Raw genomic sequence first — 18,184 nt, forward strand, 5'->3', positions numbered from 1 at the left:
CGTTATCCTTCAACCCTCTGCGCAACACCTGTCCGAGGGGACTTTTCCGTGCATATTCACCTGCTGCTGGTCGAGGACAACCTTGACCTGGCCACGACCATCATCGAGTACCTGGAAATCAGCGGCATGGTCTGCGACCACGTCACTAACGGCCAGGCCGGCCTTAACCTGGCACTCGACCAGCATTACGACGTGATTCTCCTGGACATCATGTTGCCGCGCCTGGACGGCCAGCAAGTGTGCGAACGGCTACGCCAGCAAGGCAGCCAGACGCCGATCCTGATGCTCACTTCACTGGACGCGCTCCCTGACAAGCTCGCCAGCTTTGCGGCGGGGGCCGACGACTATCTGGTCAAACCCTTCGAGCTGGCCGAACTGGTCGCCAGGATTCGCGCCCTGAGCGTGCGCCGCAGTGGCCAGACCAGCCGCCTGCAGGTGGACGACCTGGTCATGGAGCTGACCACCCGCAAAGTCAGCCGCGCCGGGCAGGAGCTGCATTTGTCACCCATTTGCTGGACCCTGCTGGAGTACCTGATGCGCGCCAGCCCTGAGCTCGTGCCCCGGGAGCGCCTGGAAACCACGATCTGGGGCGATGAACCACCGGACAGCAACACGCTTAAAGTCCATATGCACCGGCTGCGCAAGGCGGTAGACAAACCCTTTGACCGACCGCTGATCCACACCCTGCCTGGGGTCGGTGTTCAGGTGAAGCCCCATGCGTAACCGCCTGAGTCTGAAGTGGGTGATCAGTGGCAGCTTCCTGTTCCTGATTGCTGTGGTGTTACTGATCTACAGCCAACTGCTGCCGGTATACACCGTGCGTGGCCTGCTCTACACCGCCAGCGCGATGATGGAAGAAGAGGCTCAGTATTTCGTCAGGCATTACAAGAAGGATCCGACCACGCCACCGCCGCGCAACTACTTCTTCGAGGCCGTCATCGGCAAGGAAGCCTTGCCGGCGAGCGTGCGCCAACTGCTCGAGGCTCCGCCGAGCATGTCCTTCGGTGCCGTTCAGGTCTTCGGTGATACAGACTCCGATGATGACGATGCTGAGATCCGGGCAGTCCTCACCCAGCCCCTGGGTGACGGCAAGACCCTTTATATGTATGACATTGACCATGATCACGAAGAGGGCGGTGAGGTCGAGACGCCGCTGTCCGATGCCTACTTTGACCAGGTACTGCAGGGCGTCGTGTTTGTCAGCCTGGCGGTGTTCGTGCCGGCGCTGATTATCATCGCCCTGTTGGTCTGGTGGCTGGTGCGGCCGCTCGGACGCCTGGCCCAATGGTCCAGTACCCTGAACAACCCGGATGCCCGGGCCGGCGAGCGACCGGATTTCAGCTTCAAGGAGTTCAATACCCTGGCCGATGCCCTGGCCCAGAGTGTTGAGCAAGTACAAGCTGCCAGCCAGCGTGAAGGCCGCCTGTTGCGCTACACCAGCCATGAACTGCGAACCCCATTGGCGGTGCTCAAGGCCAATATAGAACTGTTGACCCTGCAGGCCGGCGGTGTCTTGCCATCTTCCCTGCAGCGCATTGAGCGCTCGGTGTTGAACATGCAACTTATCGCCGAGACCTTGCTGTGGATGAGCCGCGAACGCCCCGAACCATTGCCTGAGGAAGATATAGACCTGAGCGCGTTGGTCGGCGAGCTGATTGACAAACATCGCTACCTGATCGGCAATCGGGATATCGAGCTGCTTGTCGACATCCACAGCGAACCCTGCCGACTCCCCCCCACCGCGTGCCGCATCGTGATCGGTAACTTCCTGCGCAACGCCCTGCAATACGCGGAAGAGGGCCAGGTAGAAATCAGCTTCAACTACCCGCGCCTGGTAATTGCCAACCACATCAGGGAGGCCAAGCCGAGGGAGGAGTCCAGCGATTACGGCTACGGCCTGGGGCTGCAGTTGATGCGTCAGTTATGTGCAAAATTGGGCTGGCAGATTGATGTAATTCTGGAGCAGCAGCGTTTTACCGTCGCTCTGGAGTTCACCAGCTTGCAGGGTGTTGGGGTGCCGGGGGGAAGAGGGTGAACAGTATTGGGTCGACAGGTGGCGTTTTGCGCAAACTGATTGTTGTACCCAAGCTCGGTTTTTCGTGCAGTTTTCCTGTCATTGCGGGTGATGGCAGGCCGGTCAAAGTCTCGGCCTTTGGAGCTGCGTTTCATCTGCAACCTGAACCTGCAGAACAAGGCTGATGCCTGCTCGCTGCTGCGTGACATCTCGGCGATCTACCGGGGCATGACTGACTGGGCCCAGGGCCAGTTGTTCACCCTGTCGGATAGGGGGAGGGGATAGTTTACAGCTCCCTAAAATATTAACCCCCTGCCTAAGAACACCATTAAATTTTTGTGCCTATTATGACTATGCCGTTATGAGTGCTGGTTTTGTAAACGCTTACCTGTCCAGTATTGTCGATAACGTTTGATCGGCATATTTTTATTTCTTTATTCAGTTCTGGCTCGAAGAATTCAATCCCACTACAGCTTCTTCTGCCGCCTGAGGTTTTTTTATAGGCAGTCGTGTAGCTGCTTTGAGTTCCAGTGGAAAGGTAGATTGAAAGTGAAAATGGAATGACTAATATAAGCATGCACACTATAAGTGCGGCTATTGGCGTGCAGATAATGATTTTTATGTTTTTGAGAGTGTTGCCTGGTGTGATGTTTGATTTAAATAATAACATGCCCAGCGAAGTTATGATTGCTAGTACTGATGAGGCGATAAGGTAGCTTTGTTGTAGATCTGGCTTGAAGAAGGTTCTGGAGTAAATATGGCTATGCCATGTAACAAGCAAGGAAGCAGAGAGCAGCGTTCCAAAAATCAAAGGCACCAGATAACGATACGAGTTCTTGTTCAAATTTGCTCCTTTGTCTTTATCTTGAGGTCGCCGATTGTAGGCAATATCAACGCCTACGACCAAGGATTGATCGCGCTGCGGGCGTGCCAGGCGCATGTCAGGGCTTCAGAGTCGGCCCTTTGTTCCTGACGTTGCCCACGGCCTGCTTACCCTGGCGCAACACCCTCTGCTCGGCACGCTTCTTGAGCGTGACCGGGTCTAGCCTTTCCCGTGCGCCGGATACCGAGAAAATCAAATGAGCCGGCACGAGGACAGCCTGCCTCAATGACTGAGGCCAGTACACCGAAGATTTGTTTGCAGTGTCGCAACCTGTAAACGTGTCCAGGGTGATGAGCGTGCTGGATCAGATTAATGGTTGTTGGGGCCGGGGCTCGTTGCGTTCAGCCAGAGTGCCGGCGAATCCTGACGGGGCGATGCGGCGGGAGCTTATGAGTCAGAGCTATACGACAAGACTTGATCAGCTTTGGTCGGTGTCTTGCAGGTAGTTGAAGGTATCCGATGATCAGTAATTGCCTGCCAGTCAGTAACTGTTACCTATGTGCGTGAACTGATTTGTAACCCATGTGGGTGAGTCATGCCCCTCCTACAAGTGCGGAGCGGGTTCCCGAATGTTAATCAGTTTATTTGTAGGATAATTCCTGATTTTTGTTCTGAATGATCCCTGGCGCGCTGTGAAGGCTAGTAATCACCATTTGAAATTATTCACCATGGTGTTGGCCGGGCAAAAGCGAGCAGCGTCTAAGCGCTTTATGCCCTCTTTAGGAATGGAACTTATGTGTTATGGCGGGTGTGCTATTTGATGCGTCGGCTATATGCGCTGGTTTCAGTATTGGTTTCGCTTCAGCACTTGCTGCTGCAAAAAAGCCTGGAGGGGAGGGGATATGGCTTCAAATAGTTTCCAAAATGAAGTGCCAAAGACTCGGATCAATATAACGCTAGACCTGCACACCGGTAGTGCTCAGAAGAAAGTCGAATTGCCACTGAAACTAATGGTCATGGGTGATTAATGGTGAGGAATAGCGAAAAGTTAATCCTCACAAAACCAACTTTGACAGCGTCCTCCGTGGTGCGTGCCCCGCAGCACATCCAGGCAATCAACGCCTCAGATGAGTCCGCCAAGCTGGTGGGCTTCGCTCCCGGCACCGCCAGCATGCCCGACGGCGAATACAAGCTGGGCAGCCACACCGTGTCCAAATGCCTGGGCGGCGTGCGCCTGGACCGCTCCCTGCACCTCACCGACGTAATGGTCGAAGGAGAAACCATTGACTTCAAAAATGCTTGAAGAGGCCCTGTCCTCCTGTGAGGCCGTCGCGGCCCAACTGCAATGCCTCGACCCGCTGCTGGCCGAGGTCGCCGGCCGCCTGCGCCGCCAGCCGCCGCAAGTGGCGATGACCGTCGCCCGTGGCAGTTCGGACCACGCCGCCAGTTACTTCGCCTACCTGACCATGCAGCATGTGGGCGTTCCCGTGGCGTCGCTGCCGATGTCGGTGGTGACCCTGGCGCAGGCGCCGCTGAAAGTCAGCGGCCAGGCGGCCTTCGGCTTCTCTCAGTCGGGGCAGAGCCCGGACCTGGTCAACAGCCTGCGCCTGCTGCGCAAGCGCGGGGCCTTGAGTGTGTCGATGGTCAACGCTGAAGACTCGCCCCTGGAAGCCGCCTGCGAATTCCATGTGCCGCTGTGCGCCGGCCCCGAGCGTAGCGTGGCCGCGACCAAGAGTTTTATCGCCACCTTGAGCGCCAGCGCCCAGCTGGTCGGGCACTGGAACCAGGAAGACGGCCTGCTCGAAGCATGCCACGCCCTGCCTGCCGGCCTGCGCGAAGCGGCGACCCAGGATTGGAGCCTGGCCATCGACGCCCTGCGCGACTGCCAGCGCCTGATGGTTATCGGCCGTGGCGCCGGGTTTGCCATCGCCCAGGAAGCCGCGCTCAAGCTCAAGGAAACCTCGGCGATCCAGGCCGAAGCCTTCAGCAGCGCCGAAGTGCGCCACGGGCCGATGGCCTTGATCGACGATAACTACCCGTTGCTGGTGTTAGCCCCACGCGGCGCCGAACAGCCGGGCCTGCTGAGCCTGGCCACGGAAATGCGCCAGCGCGGGGCTCGGGTGCTGCTGGCCGCGCCCGACGATATCGCCGAACGCGACCTGACCCTCAGCCGCGCCGAACACCCGGCCCTGGACCCGATCCTGGCAATCCAGAGCTTCTACGTGATGGCCGCCGGCCTGGCGCAGGCCCGGGGCATGGACCCGGACCAGCCCCGCCACCTGAGCAAAGTCACTCGCACCCACTGAGTTGATTTCTGTCGTTTCCTGATGAGTACCGTGCCCATGCCCGACAATAATAATGACCTCACCCTCAGCGCCCCTCAGCGGGCCAGTGCTGACCCTGGGCAATGTGCCTGACGACGTGTTCGCCAGTGGCGCCATGGGCGACGGGATTGCCATCGACCCCCTCAACGATTGCCTGCATGCGCCGTGTGCCGGGGTCGTGATCCACGTTGCCCGTACCGGCCACGCCCTGACTATCCGCGCCGACAATGGCGCCGAGGTGCTGCTGCATGTGGGCATCGACACCGTCGAACTGCAAGGCGAAGGCTTTGCCTTGCTGGTCCAGCAAGGCGCACGGGTCAGCAATGGGCAGCCCCTGGTGCGCTTTGACCTGGATCGCATCGCCCGCCAGTGCAAAAGCCTGGTCAGCCTGATCATCCTCACTAACGGTGAGCAGTTCGAACTGCGCCCCGTGGCCGTGAACGCCGTCAAGGTCGGCGAAGCCCTGCTGCGCATCGTTGCGCGTCAGGCTGGCGTCGTGCAGCCCGTGATGGCCGACACCGCCCAGGCGCGTGCCAGTGCCAGCGTGCGCATCACCCATCGCGGCGGCCTGCATGCGCGGCCCGCCGCGCTGATCCGCAAGACCGCCCAGGGTTTCAGCAGCCTGTCGCAGCTGCATTTCGCCGGTAAATCGGCGTCGTGCGCCAGCCTGATCGGCTTGATGAGCCTGGGCATTAGCGAAGGTGATGAAGTCCGTGTGAACTGTGTCGGAAAGGATGCTGACGCGGCGCTGCAGGCGTTGGTCGCGGCCTTATCCGTCGTCATTAAAGAAGAACACCACGCCCCGGCCATCGTCGCTCCACGCCGGGCAAGCAGTGAAGCCGGTGTGCTGCAAGGTGTGTGTGCTGCGCCGGGACTGGTCTACGGGCCGTTGTTTCACCTGACCGGTATCGAACTGCCGGCCGACACCGGCAACCATTCCGCCGACGAACAACTGCAACGCCTGGACGCAGCGTTGGAGCAAGTGCGCAGCGAAATCCGCACGACACTGAAGCATGCCCGCCAGCGTAAGAGCGTCCAGGAAGAGGATATCTTCGCGGCGCATCTCGCCTTGCTGGAGGACCCAACACTGCTGGAGGCGGCTACCGGCGCCATCGAAAACGGCAGCGCCGCTACCCACGCCTGGCACGATGCGATCCAGGCGCAATGCGGGGTATTGCTGGCCTTGGGCAAGCCACTGTTCGCCGAGCGTTCAAATGATCTAAGGGATCTGCAACAACGCGTATTGCGAGCTTTGCAAGGTGAAGCCTGGCACTTCGGATTGCCTGCCGGCGCGATCGTCAGCGCCCACGAGTTGACGCCGTCTGACCTGCTGCAATTGAGTGCCCAGCAGGCTGCCGGCCTCTGCATGGCCGAAGGCGGTGCGACTTCCCATGTGGCGATTCTGGCTCGTGGCAAAGGCTTGCCGTGTGTGGTAGCGCTGGGCGCCGAAGTACTCGATGTTCCCCAAGGCCAATGGGTGGTACTCGACGCCGTCAACGGTCGCCTGGAACTGGAACCCACCGAAGCGCGCCGCGCCGAAGTGCACCAGATTCGCGACGCACAGAAGCTGCGTCGCCAACAGCAACAGGCCCAGGCCCAACAGCCGGCGAACACCATTGATGGCACGACCATCGAAGTGGCCGCCAACGTCGCCTCCAGCGTCGAAGCCCAGGTTGCTTTTGAAAGCGGCGCCGATGGCGTCGGCCTGCTGCGCACCGAATTCCTCTTCGTCGACCGCCGCACCGCGCCGGATGAGCAGGAACAGCGCCAGGCCTACCAAGCCGTGCTGGATGCCATGGGCGACAAGTCCGTGATTATCCGCACCATCGATGTGGGCGGCGATAAGCAGCTTGATTATCTGCCGCTGCCGATTGAAACCAACCCGGTGCTGGGCTTGCGCGGTATTCGCCTGGCTCAGGTCCGCCCTGAGGTGCTCGACCAGCAACTGCGTGCCCTGCTGCAGGTAAGCCCGCTGGCGCGTTGCCGCATCCTGCTGCCGATGGTCAGCGAAGTCGACGAGCTGCTGCACATCCGCCAGCGCTTCGATGAGCTGTGCGCAGAGCTGGAACTGACCCAGCGCCCCGAACTGGGAGTGATGATCGAAGTACCCGCCGCTGCGTTGATGGCCGAGCAACTGGCCAGGCACGCGGACTTCCTGTCCATTGGCACCAATGACCTGTCCCAGTACACCCTGGCCATGGACCGCGACCACGCCGGCCTCGCCGCGCGGGTCGATGCGTTGCACCCGGCGCTGCTGCGCCTGATCGCCCAGACCTGCAGCGGCGCGGCTAAACACGGGCGTTGGGTCGGTGTGTGCGGTGCCCTCGCTTCCGACCCGCTGGCTACGCCGGTGCTGGTCGGTCTGGGCGTCAGCGAGCTGTCGGTGAGCCCGCCGCAGATCGGTGAAATCAAGGACCGCGTCCGCCACCTGGACGCGGCGCAATGCTGGCAACTGAGCCAAGGCCTGCTCGACCTGAGCAGTGCCAAAGCCGTCCGCCAAGCCTGTCAACACCACTGGCCGCTGAGCTGATAACAACAACAAAAGGAGACATGCCATGTATCAACATTTTATCGAAGGCCTGCAACGCCTGGGCCGGGCACTCATGCTGCCGATCGCTATCCTGCCGATCGCCGGCCTGCTGCTACGCCTGGGCGACACCGACCTGCTGAACATCGCGGTGATGCACGACGCCGGGCAGGCAATTTTCGCCAACCTCGCGCTGATCTTCGCCATCGGCATCGCCGTGGGGTTCGCCCGTGACAACAACGGCACGGCGGGTTTGGCCGGTGCGATTGGTTACCTGGTGATGGTCTCCACGCTCAAGGGGATGGACACCTCTATCAACATGGGCATGCTTGCGGGTATCGCCAGTGGCTTGATGGCAGGCGCGCTGTATAACCGCTTCAAGGACATCAAGTTGCCGGAGTACCTGGCGTTCTTTGGCGGGCGGCGGTTTGTGCCGATTATCACGGGGTTCAGCGCGGTTGGACTGGGGGTGATCTTTGGTTTGATCTGGGCGCCGATCCAGCACGGTATCGACAGCTTCGGCGTGCTGCTGATGGAAAGCGGCAGCCTCGGCGCGTTTGTGTTTGGGGTGGTCAACCGCCTGCTGATCGTCACTGGCCTGCACCACATCCTCAACAATATGGCGTGGTTTGTGTTCGGCACCTTTACCGATCCGGTGACCGGCGCCGTGGTCACTGGCGACCTCGCTCGCTACTTCGCGGGCGACCCCAAAGGCGGCCAATTCATGACCGGCATGTTCCCGGTGATGCTCTTCGGCCTGCCCGCTGCGTGCTTTGCGATGTACCGCAACGCCCTGCCTGAACGCCGCAAAGTGATGGGCGGGATTTTCCTGTCGATGGCGCTGACCTCGTTCTTGACCGGAGTGACTGAGCCGGTTGAATTCGCGTTTATGTTCCTCGCGCCATTCCTGTATCTGATCCATGCGGTGCTGACTGGCCTGTCGATGGCTGTCACCAATATGCTGGATATCCACCTGGGCTTTACCTTCGCCGCAGGGGTTATCGACATGGTGCTGGGTTGGGGCAAGTCCAGCAATGGTTGGTTGGTGTTTCCTGTGGGGTTGGCTTACGCGGTGATCTACTACAGCGTGTTCAACTACTGCATTCGTCGGTTCAACCTGAAGACCCCTGGCCGTGAAGATATCCAGGTGGTACAGGCCCAAGCAATGAGTGATAGCCAGCGGGCCAGTGCCTATATCCGCGCCCTGGGCGGCGCCGACAACCTGCTCAGTGTCGGCGCCTGCACCACCCGTCTGCGCCTGGACATGGTCGACCGCAACAAGGCGGTGGACGCGGAGCTGAAAGCACTCGGCGCGATAGCTGTTGTGCGGCCAGGGAGCGGCGGGAGTTTGCAGGTGGTGGTCGGGCCGATGGCGGATTGCATTGCTGATGAAATTCGGTTGGCCATGCCTTCGTTTGTTGTCAGAGCACCTGTGACGGGTGCGCCCTTGGATAAGCCGATGGCGGTGGATGTGCAGGAAGCCGAGAAATGGCTGAGCGCGTTGGGTGGCAGGGGGAATGTGCGGCAGTTGGAAGCGGTGGCGATGACGCGGTTGCGGGTGGAGTTGGGGGATGAGTCGGGGTTGTCCGAAGCTGATCTCACTGCGCTGGGTTGCCAAGGTCTCAGCCAGCTGGAAAGCGGTGTTTGGCACTTGTTGATTGGTGACAAGGCCACAGGCTTGGGTGAGGCGCTTGAGTGCTTGGTCGGTGCTCAACAGACCGGGGCGGGCGCTTAAAGGGGTGGTATGCCCAAACCGCCGAAATTTCCGTCGGGCCTATAAATGCGTGTTTTGAGACCGGATGGCGTTGCAGCGTTTTTTTGACCCCAATCAACGACGGCATCAAAAACGCTGGCTACTTCAGATCTCCCCTAGGCTCCGCTTCTCTGCTTTAGCCCGCTATTCAGAGGAGTATTGAACATGACGAGAGGAGCAAAATGAAAAAAATCTTAATTGTTAATGCCGATGACTTTGGCATGAGCAAAGGCCAGAACTACGGGATAGTTGAGTCCTACAATAACGGCATCGTCACGTCGACAACCGCCATGGTTACCTCTCCTTATGCGTTACACGCAGCTGAACTGAGTCAGAAAAACCCAGGTTTAGGTGTCGGGCTTCACCTTGTTTTGACCTATGGACGTCCGTTAACGGCTATGAAAAGTCTGGTTAATGAAACCGGGGAGCTAGGTAAATGGTTGTGGGGATATGCAGAAAAGGGAATGCTGGAGCCCGCAGAGATAGCAGTCGAATTAAATGCGCAATTTGAGAAGTTTATAGAGGTTTTTGGGAGGGTCCCTACACATTTGGACAGCCATCATTTTGTGCATATGCTGCCAGAAATTTATCCCGTGGTTGAGAGCTTCGCAAGCAGTAAATCATTGCCTTTGCGGATAGACCGCACTGAAGCTAAAAAATTTAATATTCAAGTAAATACTTCCCGTGCCACCAATTATTTCGATTCCAGTTTTTATGGAGAGGCCGTTTCAGAGGCGCTTATCCTGCAAATACTAGAGAATGCCGATAAGCGAGGTTGTATGAGTCTTGAGATAATGTGTCATCCCGCATTTTTAGATGATGTCATTCTAAGGAGTTCATATTGCTACCCTCGGGTTAAAGAGATTGATGTTTTGACCTCCCTGGCGCTCAGGAACGAAATAATATCCCGCGGATATAGCTTGGAAAACTACTCTTCGATCTGATAATTCAATTCGGTCTAAAAATATCCGGAGGATCAGGTGACCTTGACGAATAAACCTTATTTAACTGAGATAACATTTTATCCTGTTAAATCGACGGGTGGAATCAGCCAGTCACAAGTGTGGGTTGAGAAGCAGGGGATTGCGTTCGATCGCCGCTTTATGGTGGCGCGTGAAGATGGCGAGATGATAACGGCCCGTGAGTTCCCGCAGTTACTTAATATAACCGCTGCGCTATTTGCGGAGGGATTATATTTAACCTATGCGCAATGCAAACGTCTCGTATTAAAGTATTCGGATTTTATGATGCTTGAGGCTGGTACCAATGTGTTCAAGGATAACTTTATTGCCTTTACTACCACCGATGAGGCGAATCAATGGTTTTCGGCTATTTTGAGTGCCCCGGTGCAACTGCTTTATACCGGTGAACAATCAAATAGAACGCGTGAGGCTATTCCATTTAACATCAGTTTCGCTGACGGTTACCCTTTGCTTATTATCAGTGAGGCCTCTCTGGCCGCGCTGAATGAGCGCAGCATCGAGAATGTCTCAATGACCCATTTTAGACCTAATCTAGTGGTCAGTGGAACGAATGCTTTCGATGAGGATAGCTGGAAGCGAATTCGTATTGGTGACGTTATCTTTGAGGGAGTTAAACCCTGCACGCGATGTGTTCTCACAACGATTGATCCGAAAAGCACAATCTTCGATGCAAAAAAAGAGCCGTTAAAAACACTGTCTGAATTCAGAAGCGATGAACAAGGAAATATTAAATTCGGGCATAATCTTGTTGCCCTCAACGAAGGAGTGATTAGAGTAGGGGATTTTATCGAGGTTTTAGAAGAGAAGCCCCGGGAGGTATTTAACGTCAGTGCCACTCAACGCCTAAGTCTGATTTGTGCTAAGCGGGAGAACGTCTCTCACGATATTTGTACTTTCTGGTTTGAATCTGGAAACGGCAATTTACTTCCCTCATACCTTCCAGGGCAACATCTTCCTATAACGCTTAAAATAGACGGTCAGTATTTCACGCGTCGCTATACGCTATCGTCAACGCCTTCGCGCGCGGGGCTATATGCAATATCGGTAAAACGAGCACCCGGTGGGCGTGTCTCGAACTGGTTACATGATCGCTTGCAGGTGGGGCACAAGTTAGCTATGGAATCACCTGCCGGTGAATTTTATCTCGATATTACTGCTGATAAGCTTCTATTGCTTGCTGCGGGCAGCGGTATCACACCAATGATTTCTATGCTGCGTTACCTCTATGATAATAAAAGGCATATTGATATTTATCTCTACTATCAATGCCGCACTCGGGAAGACATAGCTTTTAAGTCAGAGATTGATTATCTTAAGAGCGTTAACCCTAATCTGAAAGTTATTGTCGCATTAACTCGGCCTGATGAATTATGGGGCGGGCCAAAGCGACGCTTAGATACTCAGTTGCTCAAGGGGATTCCTAAGGTAAGCGAACGGCAGGTATTTGCCTGTGGTCCTGATGAGTTCATGAAATATGCTCGGTGTGAGTTATTGAAGCTCGGTGTGCCTAAGTCACATTATCATCAAGAAACCTTCAATGTTGCTATTATCCCTCAGGCTGAGTTTAGGCCTGTTAACCTGATAGTCAATGGAGTCGCCTTCTTAGGCGATAATCAGCAGCCTTTATTGCGTCAGGCTGAGCAAGCGGGTGTGCAATTACCTTATGGATGTCGTGCAGGGTTTTGTGGTCAATGTAAAGTGAGAGTCGTTTCTGGGTGCGTTGACCAACAAAGTGCATCAGCGGTATCTGCAGAAGAGCAAATGAGCAATCATGTCTTGACCTGCTGTGCGGTTCCATTAACAGACTTGGTAGTGGAATCTGCGTGACTTGAGGTATAGAGGTTTCAAACTTCCAGCTTATGGAAAAAATGCTGCTCTCTGCGCACATCGAGGTTCGACTGCCGGGAAACACCCCGTGCGGCTCAGCAGAAAGGACGCTGTTTTTGCTGGGGGTGATGAATGCCCGTAGCTACACGCGAGTCGTCCTTGTCCAGTTTGATGAGCCGCTTACTGAACATTCATGTGATTGGTAAAACACGACTAGGGGCCGAGCTTTTGCGCAGTCCTATAAGTGCTACAGTCCCGCCAAACCACAGAGGGAACGACATGCGGATTTTTATAGCGGCGGTAGCGGTGGTGCTGCTGGCGGGGTGCGCTTCGAGTCACGTTGATATTCCAAAGCCCCATGAAACTCAAGAGTGCATGACCTACAGGTCAATGATGACCGCGCCTATGGCGCCGGATGCGATGCAACGACTGAAGGCAGCGTGCGAGCATTCGAGATATCAGTAGCTTTCGAGTTGCTCTGTGGTAGCCAACCGCCCAACCAGCGCTGGGCTTTTTGCATCTGGCGCTAGCGACTGTTATCGCATCAATAGGTGCCTTCATACTGAGGCAGGGCGGTTGAGGAAGCCTCTTAGCCTTACGTGAACTGTGCGATCACTTCGTCCGATGACATAACATCGGCATATTCATCACCAAGTATTGCCAAGGTCAGGTCGTAAACAGTTTTGGCGTCCCAGGTCTTTCCATTCGCCCCGACGACGGGCACAGCAGTTGTGGCGTCTGAGGGAAGAATGATGCTGTATCCGAGTGCTTTCCCCGCACGGACCGTGGCGTCCATGCTGTTATGAATGACGACCCCCGTTAGCACCAACTGCTTTGCTTTCATCCCTTTGAGAGTGGCGTCCAACTCGGTGCCAATGAAGGCGCAGTTTTCATGTTTGATGATGACGACTTCTCCCTTTATCGGGGCAACGACTTCCTTGATGCCATTCCACGGGCCATGGACGTAATAACTAGATGTAGGAGTTCGTTCATCGTGCTTCACGTGCAGAACTGGCCAGTCGTTTGATCGCCATAGATCAAGAAGGCGTTGGATTACCGCCACGTACCCAGGATTATTTTTTCCGTCCCAGTTCGGGCGATCAATGGCGTCCTGAACGTCAAGGATAACTAGGGGGATAGGGCTGGGTTGATCCTTCATGTGATTTCAGTTCCTTTAGGTGGGGCGAGCGGATTGAGTTTGCTGTAACAATCTGCTCCCAGCAACTGGTCGAACATGAATCCAACGCGCCGCGAACGTTGTCGGCTATTTCTGTGCCGCCTTGCTGCTCAACCCAGTTCGTAAGCCCCTTGAGGATTGCTGGTTTTACCCTGCTTGACGGCCAGCCGGTTGTCCCGGATGTTCACCTGTATTCGTCAACACTCATGCCTCCCTCAATGCCTGCCTCCCGGGCGATCTCTTTCGAGGTGAATCCCTGGGCAAAAGGCCCTTACAAAATGCACGCTACAGCTCTGAATGCCCTGGTTGAGTGGGGCAGGGTGCATGAGGTCCGGTGTTCCCAGCCGAGGCTATCGGGACCGCTAATTCTGTTCAGTTGAATCTCCCTTCTTCCGCTGGGATTCGCGGGGCGCATTGCTTGCCAGGTCATTCGCACGGTTCGAGCGTCTCGCTCTCGATCAGCCACATATCAATAGCGCTAGGCGCTGAGGCAGTTGAGTGGTTGGAGGGACCTCATGAGGCCAAGAAGTACACGGTCGAAAAGTTAAAGGCGATGACCGCCGACTACCGAGCGAAGACTAGAGAGCTGAAGAGGGCTGTCGCATGAAGATTAATTCAGCGCGCCAGGCATGGCATGACTGCAACGACAACCCAGCGCCTGGCCAATCCTCAGATGCCGCAGAGCTTGGAGTAGTGGTGCAGAGTACCCAGCGAGGACCTACTGCAAATCACGCGGTGCACGGAGCGCTTGCTGGTCACATCTAGTCGGCGATAGCGCGTCTCCACTACCTGCTACGCGCCTTTGGCAATGCTATGTACGCGGCAGAGCCGACCGATGATGATCGGGAGGATGCGGAAGAGGCAGTTTTCAACCAGGCTTGCTCCCGAGTAGAGCGCATGACTGCCAGCAAGCGTGATCGTGCTGCGTACGTCGCTAAGGGTGTATTTCGCCGCTATCGATACATGCACCAGGGTGGGCAGTCTTCGAACCCTGATCCATTCATCAAGCCAGAGATCTTTCGTGCCTGGTTGGAAGGGGAGTACGGCATCAAGCTCCCACCGGCAGCTTGGGGGAGGGACTGGGAGCCTTTTGTGCAGCTCTGCTTCGATGCCTGCTATGACATTGACGCCAAGGCATTACGCCCAATTGGTGGGATAACTTACAAGATGAATGAGGCCGCTTGAATTCCCGCACGGCTGAGAAAATTATTTCCCCATAGTTAATATTTTGCCTACGGCGAGTTTGATAGAGGCCCGACCACATAGTCGGTTTTTTTATTTGCGAAATTATTTTGCGAAGCAAATTAATCAGGGATAACTATTTTTGCATTGATCCGAAGCCATGATTTTTTTTGCTCGATCAATCTGAGCAGGCATTGGCAACTCCGGATTTCCTGTTATTTCTATTCGTGCTTTTTCTGCGAGATCTTTAATTTCTTCGTAGTTCATATCTAGGCCATGGTCCTTCTGATATTGAGCAACCGCCTGCCCGGTTTTGATCCCCACTTCACCAGGGGCGCCGCCGGCCACAGTCTCTGTTGCCATAACGCAACGGACGACCTGATAAATCTGATCTTTCCTCGTGTCACACGCTGTTAAGAGAAGACAGCTCATAGCGATCAGTATTGGGTAGTGTTTTCTAAATTGCATATTTCGCCTCTCATTTTGCAGCTCATTAGATCGTGTACCAGGTTCCCCTGGGGGACATATCCGTTTAACGCAGCCGATCGTAACACGTGGCCATATGCTCTTCTCCGAGCCTGAACTTTATCAGCGACTTACCTTTAATCAGCGCAGCTACGACGCCCAACATGCCAGACAAACCAGACACCTGGCTCATCGTGCTTGCATGGCTGAGTCAGCATTCGCCAACGCTTTATGCTGCCGGGCTATCTGCCTTGATGGCTGGTATCAGGATCATCTATGACGGCGGTAATCGAGGCCGCCGCTCTTTGGAAGAGCATTCTGCACCATGGTGACTAGGAGTTATATTGAGTGTTCGCTTCTGGCCGGTTCAGGTCTTTCGCGACCGGCTACAATCGACCCTTTTCGGACGTCCGGTGCAACGTCCGATAGATTCGTGTTTGGCCCTCCGATTCACTAAACGCTCAGCTCACCGCTCTCGTCGACACTTTACGTGCCACCGCGCGCGCTTCTGTCGACCATTGCGATGATCGTTTCGAAGAGTTCGCCCTGCGCCTGCTCGGGTGTGATTTCTCCGGTTGCGGCGGCATGGGATAGGGCCTCGGCCGCACCGAGCATCGCTCGAAGACTCGCGGGCGCGATAGAACCCTCTCTGGTAAATGGGGAGAGGGCCATCCGGCACTTGTTCATGAAGATCGCTTCGTATTCGCGCTTGATCTTTTCGAGCTCTGGTGAGCTGGCCAACGCCGCGATCACACCGGGTATCTCGTTGCCCTGAAGAAGCACGCAGTTGACGTAAGACGATGCGATGACCGTCGCCGTGTCCTGCAAGGTGGGTTCGCTCGTCTGAAGCGCGGCGTCCATGAGTGCGGTCTGGCGAGCATCGAACTCCTGATAGAGCGCCGCCAGCAACCCGGGCCGCGTGCTGAAATGATCGTAAACCACGGGTTTTGTCACGCCAGCTTGTTCGGCGAGCCGTCCAAGCGTCAAGGCTTCCGTGCCTTCCTCCCGGACTAGCCGCCAGGCGACGTCCAGCAACTGTCGTTGCCTTTCTTCCCTTGACATGCGCCGACGCGGCTGCGGTCTGGAACCCTGCTCTCTTGTCTCGATGCTTGACATGGCTATATACCAAAAGTAACTTACTGTGCGTAACTTACCAATAGTATATAGGGTTCGCCCTTTCGCCCTCAATCAGTAGCAGGAGTTTTCGACATGCACGCGCTTATCGTTGTTGCCCATCACGATCCCCAGTCCCTCACCCATAGCCTCGCTTCGCAAATCGCCGAAGGCGTATCCCTGGCAGATCCCGGCAACTCCTTCGAAATCGCGGACCTCTCGGCGCAAGCGTTCGATCCAAGGTTCACTGCGGCTGATCTCGCTGTCCATCACAGGGAGGAACCGCCTCCCGCTGATGTTGCCGCCGAGCAGGCGCGGATCGATCGCGCCGATGCCCTTGTGCTGGTCTATCCCATCTACTGGTGGTCGATGCCGGCGCTTCTCAAGGGGTGGATCGATCGCGTGTTCGCCAATGGCTGGGCGTTTGATTACAGTTCGGATGCCAAGCTGGTGAAGAAGCTTCGTCACCTGCGCGTTCATCTTGTCGGTGTCGGCGGTGCCGATGGGGGAACCTATGAGCGGCACGGTTATGCCGACGCCATGAAGACGCAGATTGACCATGGGATCTTCGACTATTGCGGCGCATGCGTAGTGACGTCCGAACTCCTACTCGAGTCAGAAATGCAGGATCCGAAGGTTCATATGGACACTGCACGAGCTCTCGGTCGCGAACTTTTCACTGTATCTAAGCGATGCAGTAATAACGGAACCAGTCATAACGGGACAGATTTATTTTCCATGACCTGAACTCCCGCTTCTGGCCGAACGCGGCCATACGACAAGCACCACGAATCGTGGGCAATTTGGTAGTTCGTGTTCGGTCGGCAGGACGCCGAGGGAGGGATAATTGCGGAGCAGAGTCTAAAATTGCGGAGCAGAAAAGATAAAGGCCTGCATGAAGTTCATCATGCAAGCCCTTGATATCTATGGTGCCCGAACCCGGAATCGAACCGGGACGCCCTTACGAGCGGGGGATTTTAAGTCCCATGCGTCTACCAGTTTCGCCATTCGGGCGGCAGCGCGATGAAGCTGCTCAAGGGGGCGTTGTCGAACAACGCGCTTGAGCGGTACAGCAGGCTAGGGAATATATAGATCCAGGCACCTTGGCGCAAGTTTGCATGCGCTCTTTTTCTGCTGGAATGCGTGCGCCAGCTTTGAAAAAAAGCCCGCCATATCAGTGATCTACATTTTCCTGGGCGGGCATGCGACTCGGCGGCACGTCACCACGGCGGGCACTCCACCGGCCTTGTAGTCGCTGTTTAACACATGGCATTGCGATCACCTATGTTTAGAACATTCGATTCGGGAAGTGGCCTGGGCGTCATTCCGATGAGAACCAAAACGGAACTTGAATCTGCCAAGGCCGTTCAGGTATTTACCCCCGTAGCCGAAGAATAATCTCATCGTAACCCACCGCCCGCGACAACCGTTGCAGCGCCTCCAGGCGGCGTGCGTAGGCCGGCGCATCACCGTAGGTCAGTTCTACATGCAGGCTGTCGATCATCACCAGGTAAGCCTCTGCCAACACTTGCATGGCCTGTTCGTCTACGTCCGGATAGGCCTTAAGCAGCGCCTGTTGGAAATGGCCGCGGATCGTCGCCATATAGTCATTGAACCCGGACATGACCACGTCCCTCAGCGGCGTCGGCGGGTAGAACGCGGCCCGTAACAAGAACCGCAGGGATTGATTGGCGCTGTGGCGGCGTTGCAGGTTGTTGATATAGACCTCGCCGGGGGCCTTGATCGACCGCGAGTTCCTGGCAAATTGGCTTTGCACGTAATCGAGCTCGGCCCGTAGGGCGAGTTCGAGTGCGACCACGTAGAGCGCGTCCTTGCTCGCAAAGTGGGCGTATAGCGAAGCCTTCTTGATGCCTGCGCGAACGGCGATGTCATTCAGTGAGGCGGCGTCGTAACCATGCTCGGCAAATTGCTCCACGGCCAGTTGTGCGATGCGTTCGGCGGCCGAGGTCAGGATGGTGGATGTCATGGTGCTGCT

Annotated in this window: 13 protein-coding genes, 1 tRNA gene and 7 pseudogenes; 15 read left to right on the forward strand and 6 right to left on the reverse strand. The window is 56.2% G+C overall.

All coding sequences use genetic code 11. The features are described 5' to 3' along the window. Window positions 1-48: 48 nt before the first annotated feature. The 3 genes from K1X80_RS12655 (at window position 49) to K1X80_RS12665 (ending at window position 2,299) form a co-directional block, all read left to right on the forward strand. Window positions 49-723, forward strand: a complete 675-nt coding sequence (locus K1X80_RS12655) for a response regulator transcription factor (protein ID WP_057441969.1) — start codon at window positions 49-51, stop codon at window positions 721-723. After that, window positions 716-2,035, forward strand: a complete 1,320-nt coding sequence (locus K1X80_RS12660) for a HAMP domain-containing sensor histidine kinase (RefSeq protein WP_057441967.1) — start codon at window positions 716-718, stop codon at window positions 2,033-2,035. The genes K1X80_RS12655 and K1X80_RS12660 overlap by 8 nt, the downstream gene beginning before the upstream one ends. Window positions 2,036-2,152: 117 nt before the next feature. Continuing rightward, window positions 2,153-2,299, forward strand: a complete 147-nt coding sequence (locus K1X80_RS12665; RefSeq protein ID WP_186625849.1) for a hypothetical protein — start codon at window positions 2,153-2,155, stop codon at window positions 2,297-2,299. 43 nt (window positions 2,300-2,342) lie between these two features. Here K1X80_RS12665 and K1X80_RS12670 read toward each other — a convergent pair whose 3' ends face one another. Then, the gene (locus K1X80_RS12670) at window positions 2,343-2,954 is read right to left on the reverse strand and encodes a hypothetical protein (RefSeq protein ID WP_128593602.1); all 612 of its coding nucleotides are present in this window, start codon (window positions 2,952-2,954) and stop codon (window positions 2,343-2,345) included. A gap of 176 nt (window positions 2,955-3,130) precedes the next feature. Here K1X80_RS12670 and K1X80_RS12675 point away from each other — a divergent pair. The 8 genes and pseudogenes from K1X80_RS12675 to K1X80_RS12710 all read left to right on the forward strand — a co-directional run. Continuing rightward, window positions 3,131-3,343 (forward strand): annotated as a pseudogene (locus tag K1X80_RS12675) (DUF4113 domain-containing protein); the annotation flags it as partial. A gap of 396 nt (window positions 3,344-3,739) precedes the next feature. Next, window positions 3,740-3,862: pseudogene (locus K1X80_RS12680) on the forward strand (type VI secretion system contractile sheath small subunit); the annotation flags it as partial. 140 nt (window positions 3,863-4,002) lie between these two features. Beyond that, a pseudogene (locus K1X80_RS28165) lies at window positions 4,003-4,140 on the forward strand (hypothetical protein); the annotation flags it as partial. After that, window positions 4,121-5,143: an SIS domain-containing protein gene (locus K1X80_RS12690; RefSeq protein ID WP_220172931.1), complete on the forward strand. Its 1,023-nt coding sequence runs from the start codon at window positions 4,121-4,123 to the stop codon at window positions 5,141-5,143. The pseudogene K1X80_RS28165 and the gene K1X80_RS12690, both read left to right, overlap by 20 nt. 36 nt (window positions 5,144-5,179) lie before the next feature. Continuing rightward, a pseudogene (gene ptsP, locus K1X80_RS12695) lies at window positions 5,180-7,691 on the forward strand (phosphoenolpyruvate--protein phosphotransferase). 25 nt (window positions 7,692-7,716) lie between these two features. After that, window positions 7,717-9,423: an N-acetylglucosamine-specific PTS transporter subunit IIBC gene (nagE, locus tag K1X80_RS12700; protein WP_198831139.1), complete on the forward strand. Its 1,707-nt coding sequence runs from the start codon at window positions 7,717-7,719 to the stop codon at window positions 9,421-9,423. 200 nt (window positions 9,424-9,623) lie between these two features. Beyond that, window positions 9,624-10,385 carry a chitin disaccharide deacetylase gene (gene chbG / locus K1X80_RS12705; protein WP_057959512.1) on the forward strand — a complete coding sequence of 254 codons (762 nt, stop codon included), beginning with the start codon at window positions 9,624-9,626 and terminating at the stop codon, window positions 10,383-10,385. 36 nt (window positions 10,386-10,421) lie between these two features. Beyond that, window positions 10,422-12,251 (forward strand): hybrid-cluster NAD(P)-dependent oxidoreductase, encoded by a 1,830-nt coding sequence (locus K1X80_RS12710; protein WP_128593930.1) that lies wholly within the window; start codon window positions 10,422-10,424, stop codon window positions 12,249-12,251. Between the two features lie 595 nt (window positions 12,252-12,846). Here K1X80_RS12710 and K1X80_RS12715 read toward each other — a convergent pair. Then, window positions 12,847-13,410, reverse strand: a complete 564-nt coding sequence (locus tag K1X80_RS12715) for an isochorismatase family protein (protein ID WP_057959515.1) — start codon at window positions 13,408-13,410, stop codon at window positions 12,847-12,849. Window positions 13,411-13,909: 499 nt separating this feature from the next. Here K1X80_RS12715 and K1X80_RS12720 point away from each other — a divergent pair. Together K1X80_RS12720 and K1X80_RS28400 are read left to right on the forward strand one after the other, a co-directional pair. Next, a pseudogene (locus K1X80_RS12720) lies at window positions 13,910-14,035 on the forward strand (recombination protein NinG); the annotation flags it as partial. Continuing rightward, window positions 14,032-14,613, forward strand: a pseudogene (locus K1X80_RS28400) (hypothetical protein). The pseudogenes K1X80_RS12720 and K1X80_RS28400, both read left to right, overlap by 4 nt. Window positions 14,614-14,736: 123 nt before the next feature. Here the strand turns inward: K1X80_RS28400 and K1X80_RS12730 are convergent. After that, window positions 14,737-15,078 carry a hypothetical protein gene (locus K1X80_RS12730; protein WP_057959517.1) on the reverse strand — a complete coding sequence of 114 codons (342 nt, stop codon included), beginning with the start codon at window positions 15,076-15,078 and terminating at the stop codon, window positions 14,737-14,739. 161 nt (window positions 15,079-15,239) lie between these two features. Between K1X80_RS12730 and K1X80_RS12735 the strand changes: the two are divergent. Further along, window positions 15,240-15,386, forward strand: a pseudogene (locus K1X80_RS12735) (phage holin family protein); the annotation flags it as partial. Window positions 15,387-15,561: 175 nt separating this feature from the next. Here the strand turns inward: K1X80_RS12735 and K1X80_RS12740 are convergent. Then, entirely contained in the window at window positions 15,562-16,191 is a 630-nt protein-coding gene (locus K1X80_RS12740; protein ID WP_057959518.1) for a TetR/AcrR family transcriptional regulator, read from the reverse strand. Window positions 16,192-16,284: 93 nt separating this feature from the next. Here K1X80_RS12740 and K1X80_RS12745 point away from each other — a divergent pair, with 93 nt between their 5' ends. Further along, window positions 16,285-16,935: an NAD(P)H-dependent oxidoreductase gene (locus K1X80_RS12745; RefSeq protein WP_057959519.1), complete on the forward strand. Its 651-nt coding sequence runs from the start codon at window positions 16,285-16,287 to the stop codon at window positions 16,933-16,935. A gap of 180 nt (window positions 16,936-17,115) precedes the next feature. Here the strand turns inward: K1X80_RS12745 and K1X80_RS12750 are convergent. Then, window positions 17,116-17,202: transfer RNA gene (locus K1X80_RS12750), tRNA-Leu, on the reverse strand. 361 nt (window positions 17,203-17,563) lie between these two features. Further along, window positions 17,564-18,175, reverse strand: coding sequence for a TetR/AcrR family transcriptional regulator (locus K1X80_RS12755; RefSeq protein ID WP_057959520.1), 612 nt, complete (start codon window positions 18,173-18,175; stop codon window positions 17,564-17,566). Window positions 18,176-18,184 lie beyond the last annotated feature (9 nt).

It is taken from the genome of Pseudomonas sp. So3.2b, assembly GCF_019464415.1.
GTDB lineage: Bacteria > Pseudomonadota > Gammaproteobacteria > Pseudomonadales > Pseudomonadaceae > Aquipseudomonas > Aquipseudomonas shahriarae.

Excerpts from the sequence above, each read along its gene's own strand:
- K1X80_RS12660 (WP_057441967.1), top strand. The coding sequence starts at position 716 with ATGCGTAACCGCCTGAGTCTGAAGTGGGTGATCAGTGGCAGCTTCCTG.
- K1X80_RS12670 (WP_128593602.1), bottom strand. The coding sequence starts at position 2,954 with ATGCGCCTGGCACGCCCGCAGCGCGATCAATCCTTGGTCGTAGGCGTT.
- nagE (WP_198831139.1), top strand. The coding sequence starts at position 7,717 with ATGTATCAACATTTTATCGAAGGCCTGCAACGCCTGGGCCGGGCACTC.
- chbG (WP_057959512.1), top strand. The coding sequence starts at position 9,624 with ATGAAAAAAATCTTAATTGTTAATGCCGATGACTTTGGCATGAGCAAA.
- K1X80_RS12715 (WP_057959515.1), bottom strand. The coding sequence starts at position 13,410 with ATGAAGGATCAACCCAGCCCTATCCCCCTAGTTATCCTTGACGTTCAG.
- K1X80_RS12730 (WP_057959517.1), bottom strand. The coding sequence starts at position 15,078 with ATGCAATTTAGAAAACACTACCCAATACTGATCGCTATGAGCTGTCTT.
- K1X80_RS12740 (WP_057959518.1), bottom strand. The coding sequence starts at position 16,191 with ATGTCAAGCATCGAGACAAGAGAGCAGGGTTCCAGACCGCAGCCGCGT.
- K1X80_RS12745 (WP_057959519.1), top strand. The coding sequence starts at position 16,285 with ATGCACGCGCTTATCGTTGTTGCCCATCACGATCCCCAGTCCCTCACC.
- K1X80_RS12755 (WP_057959520.1), bottom strand. The coding sequence starts at position 18,175 with ATGACATCCACCATCCTGACCTCGGCCGCCGAACGCATCGCACAACTG.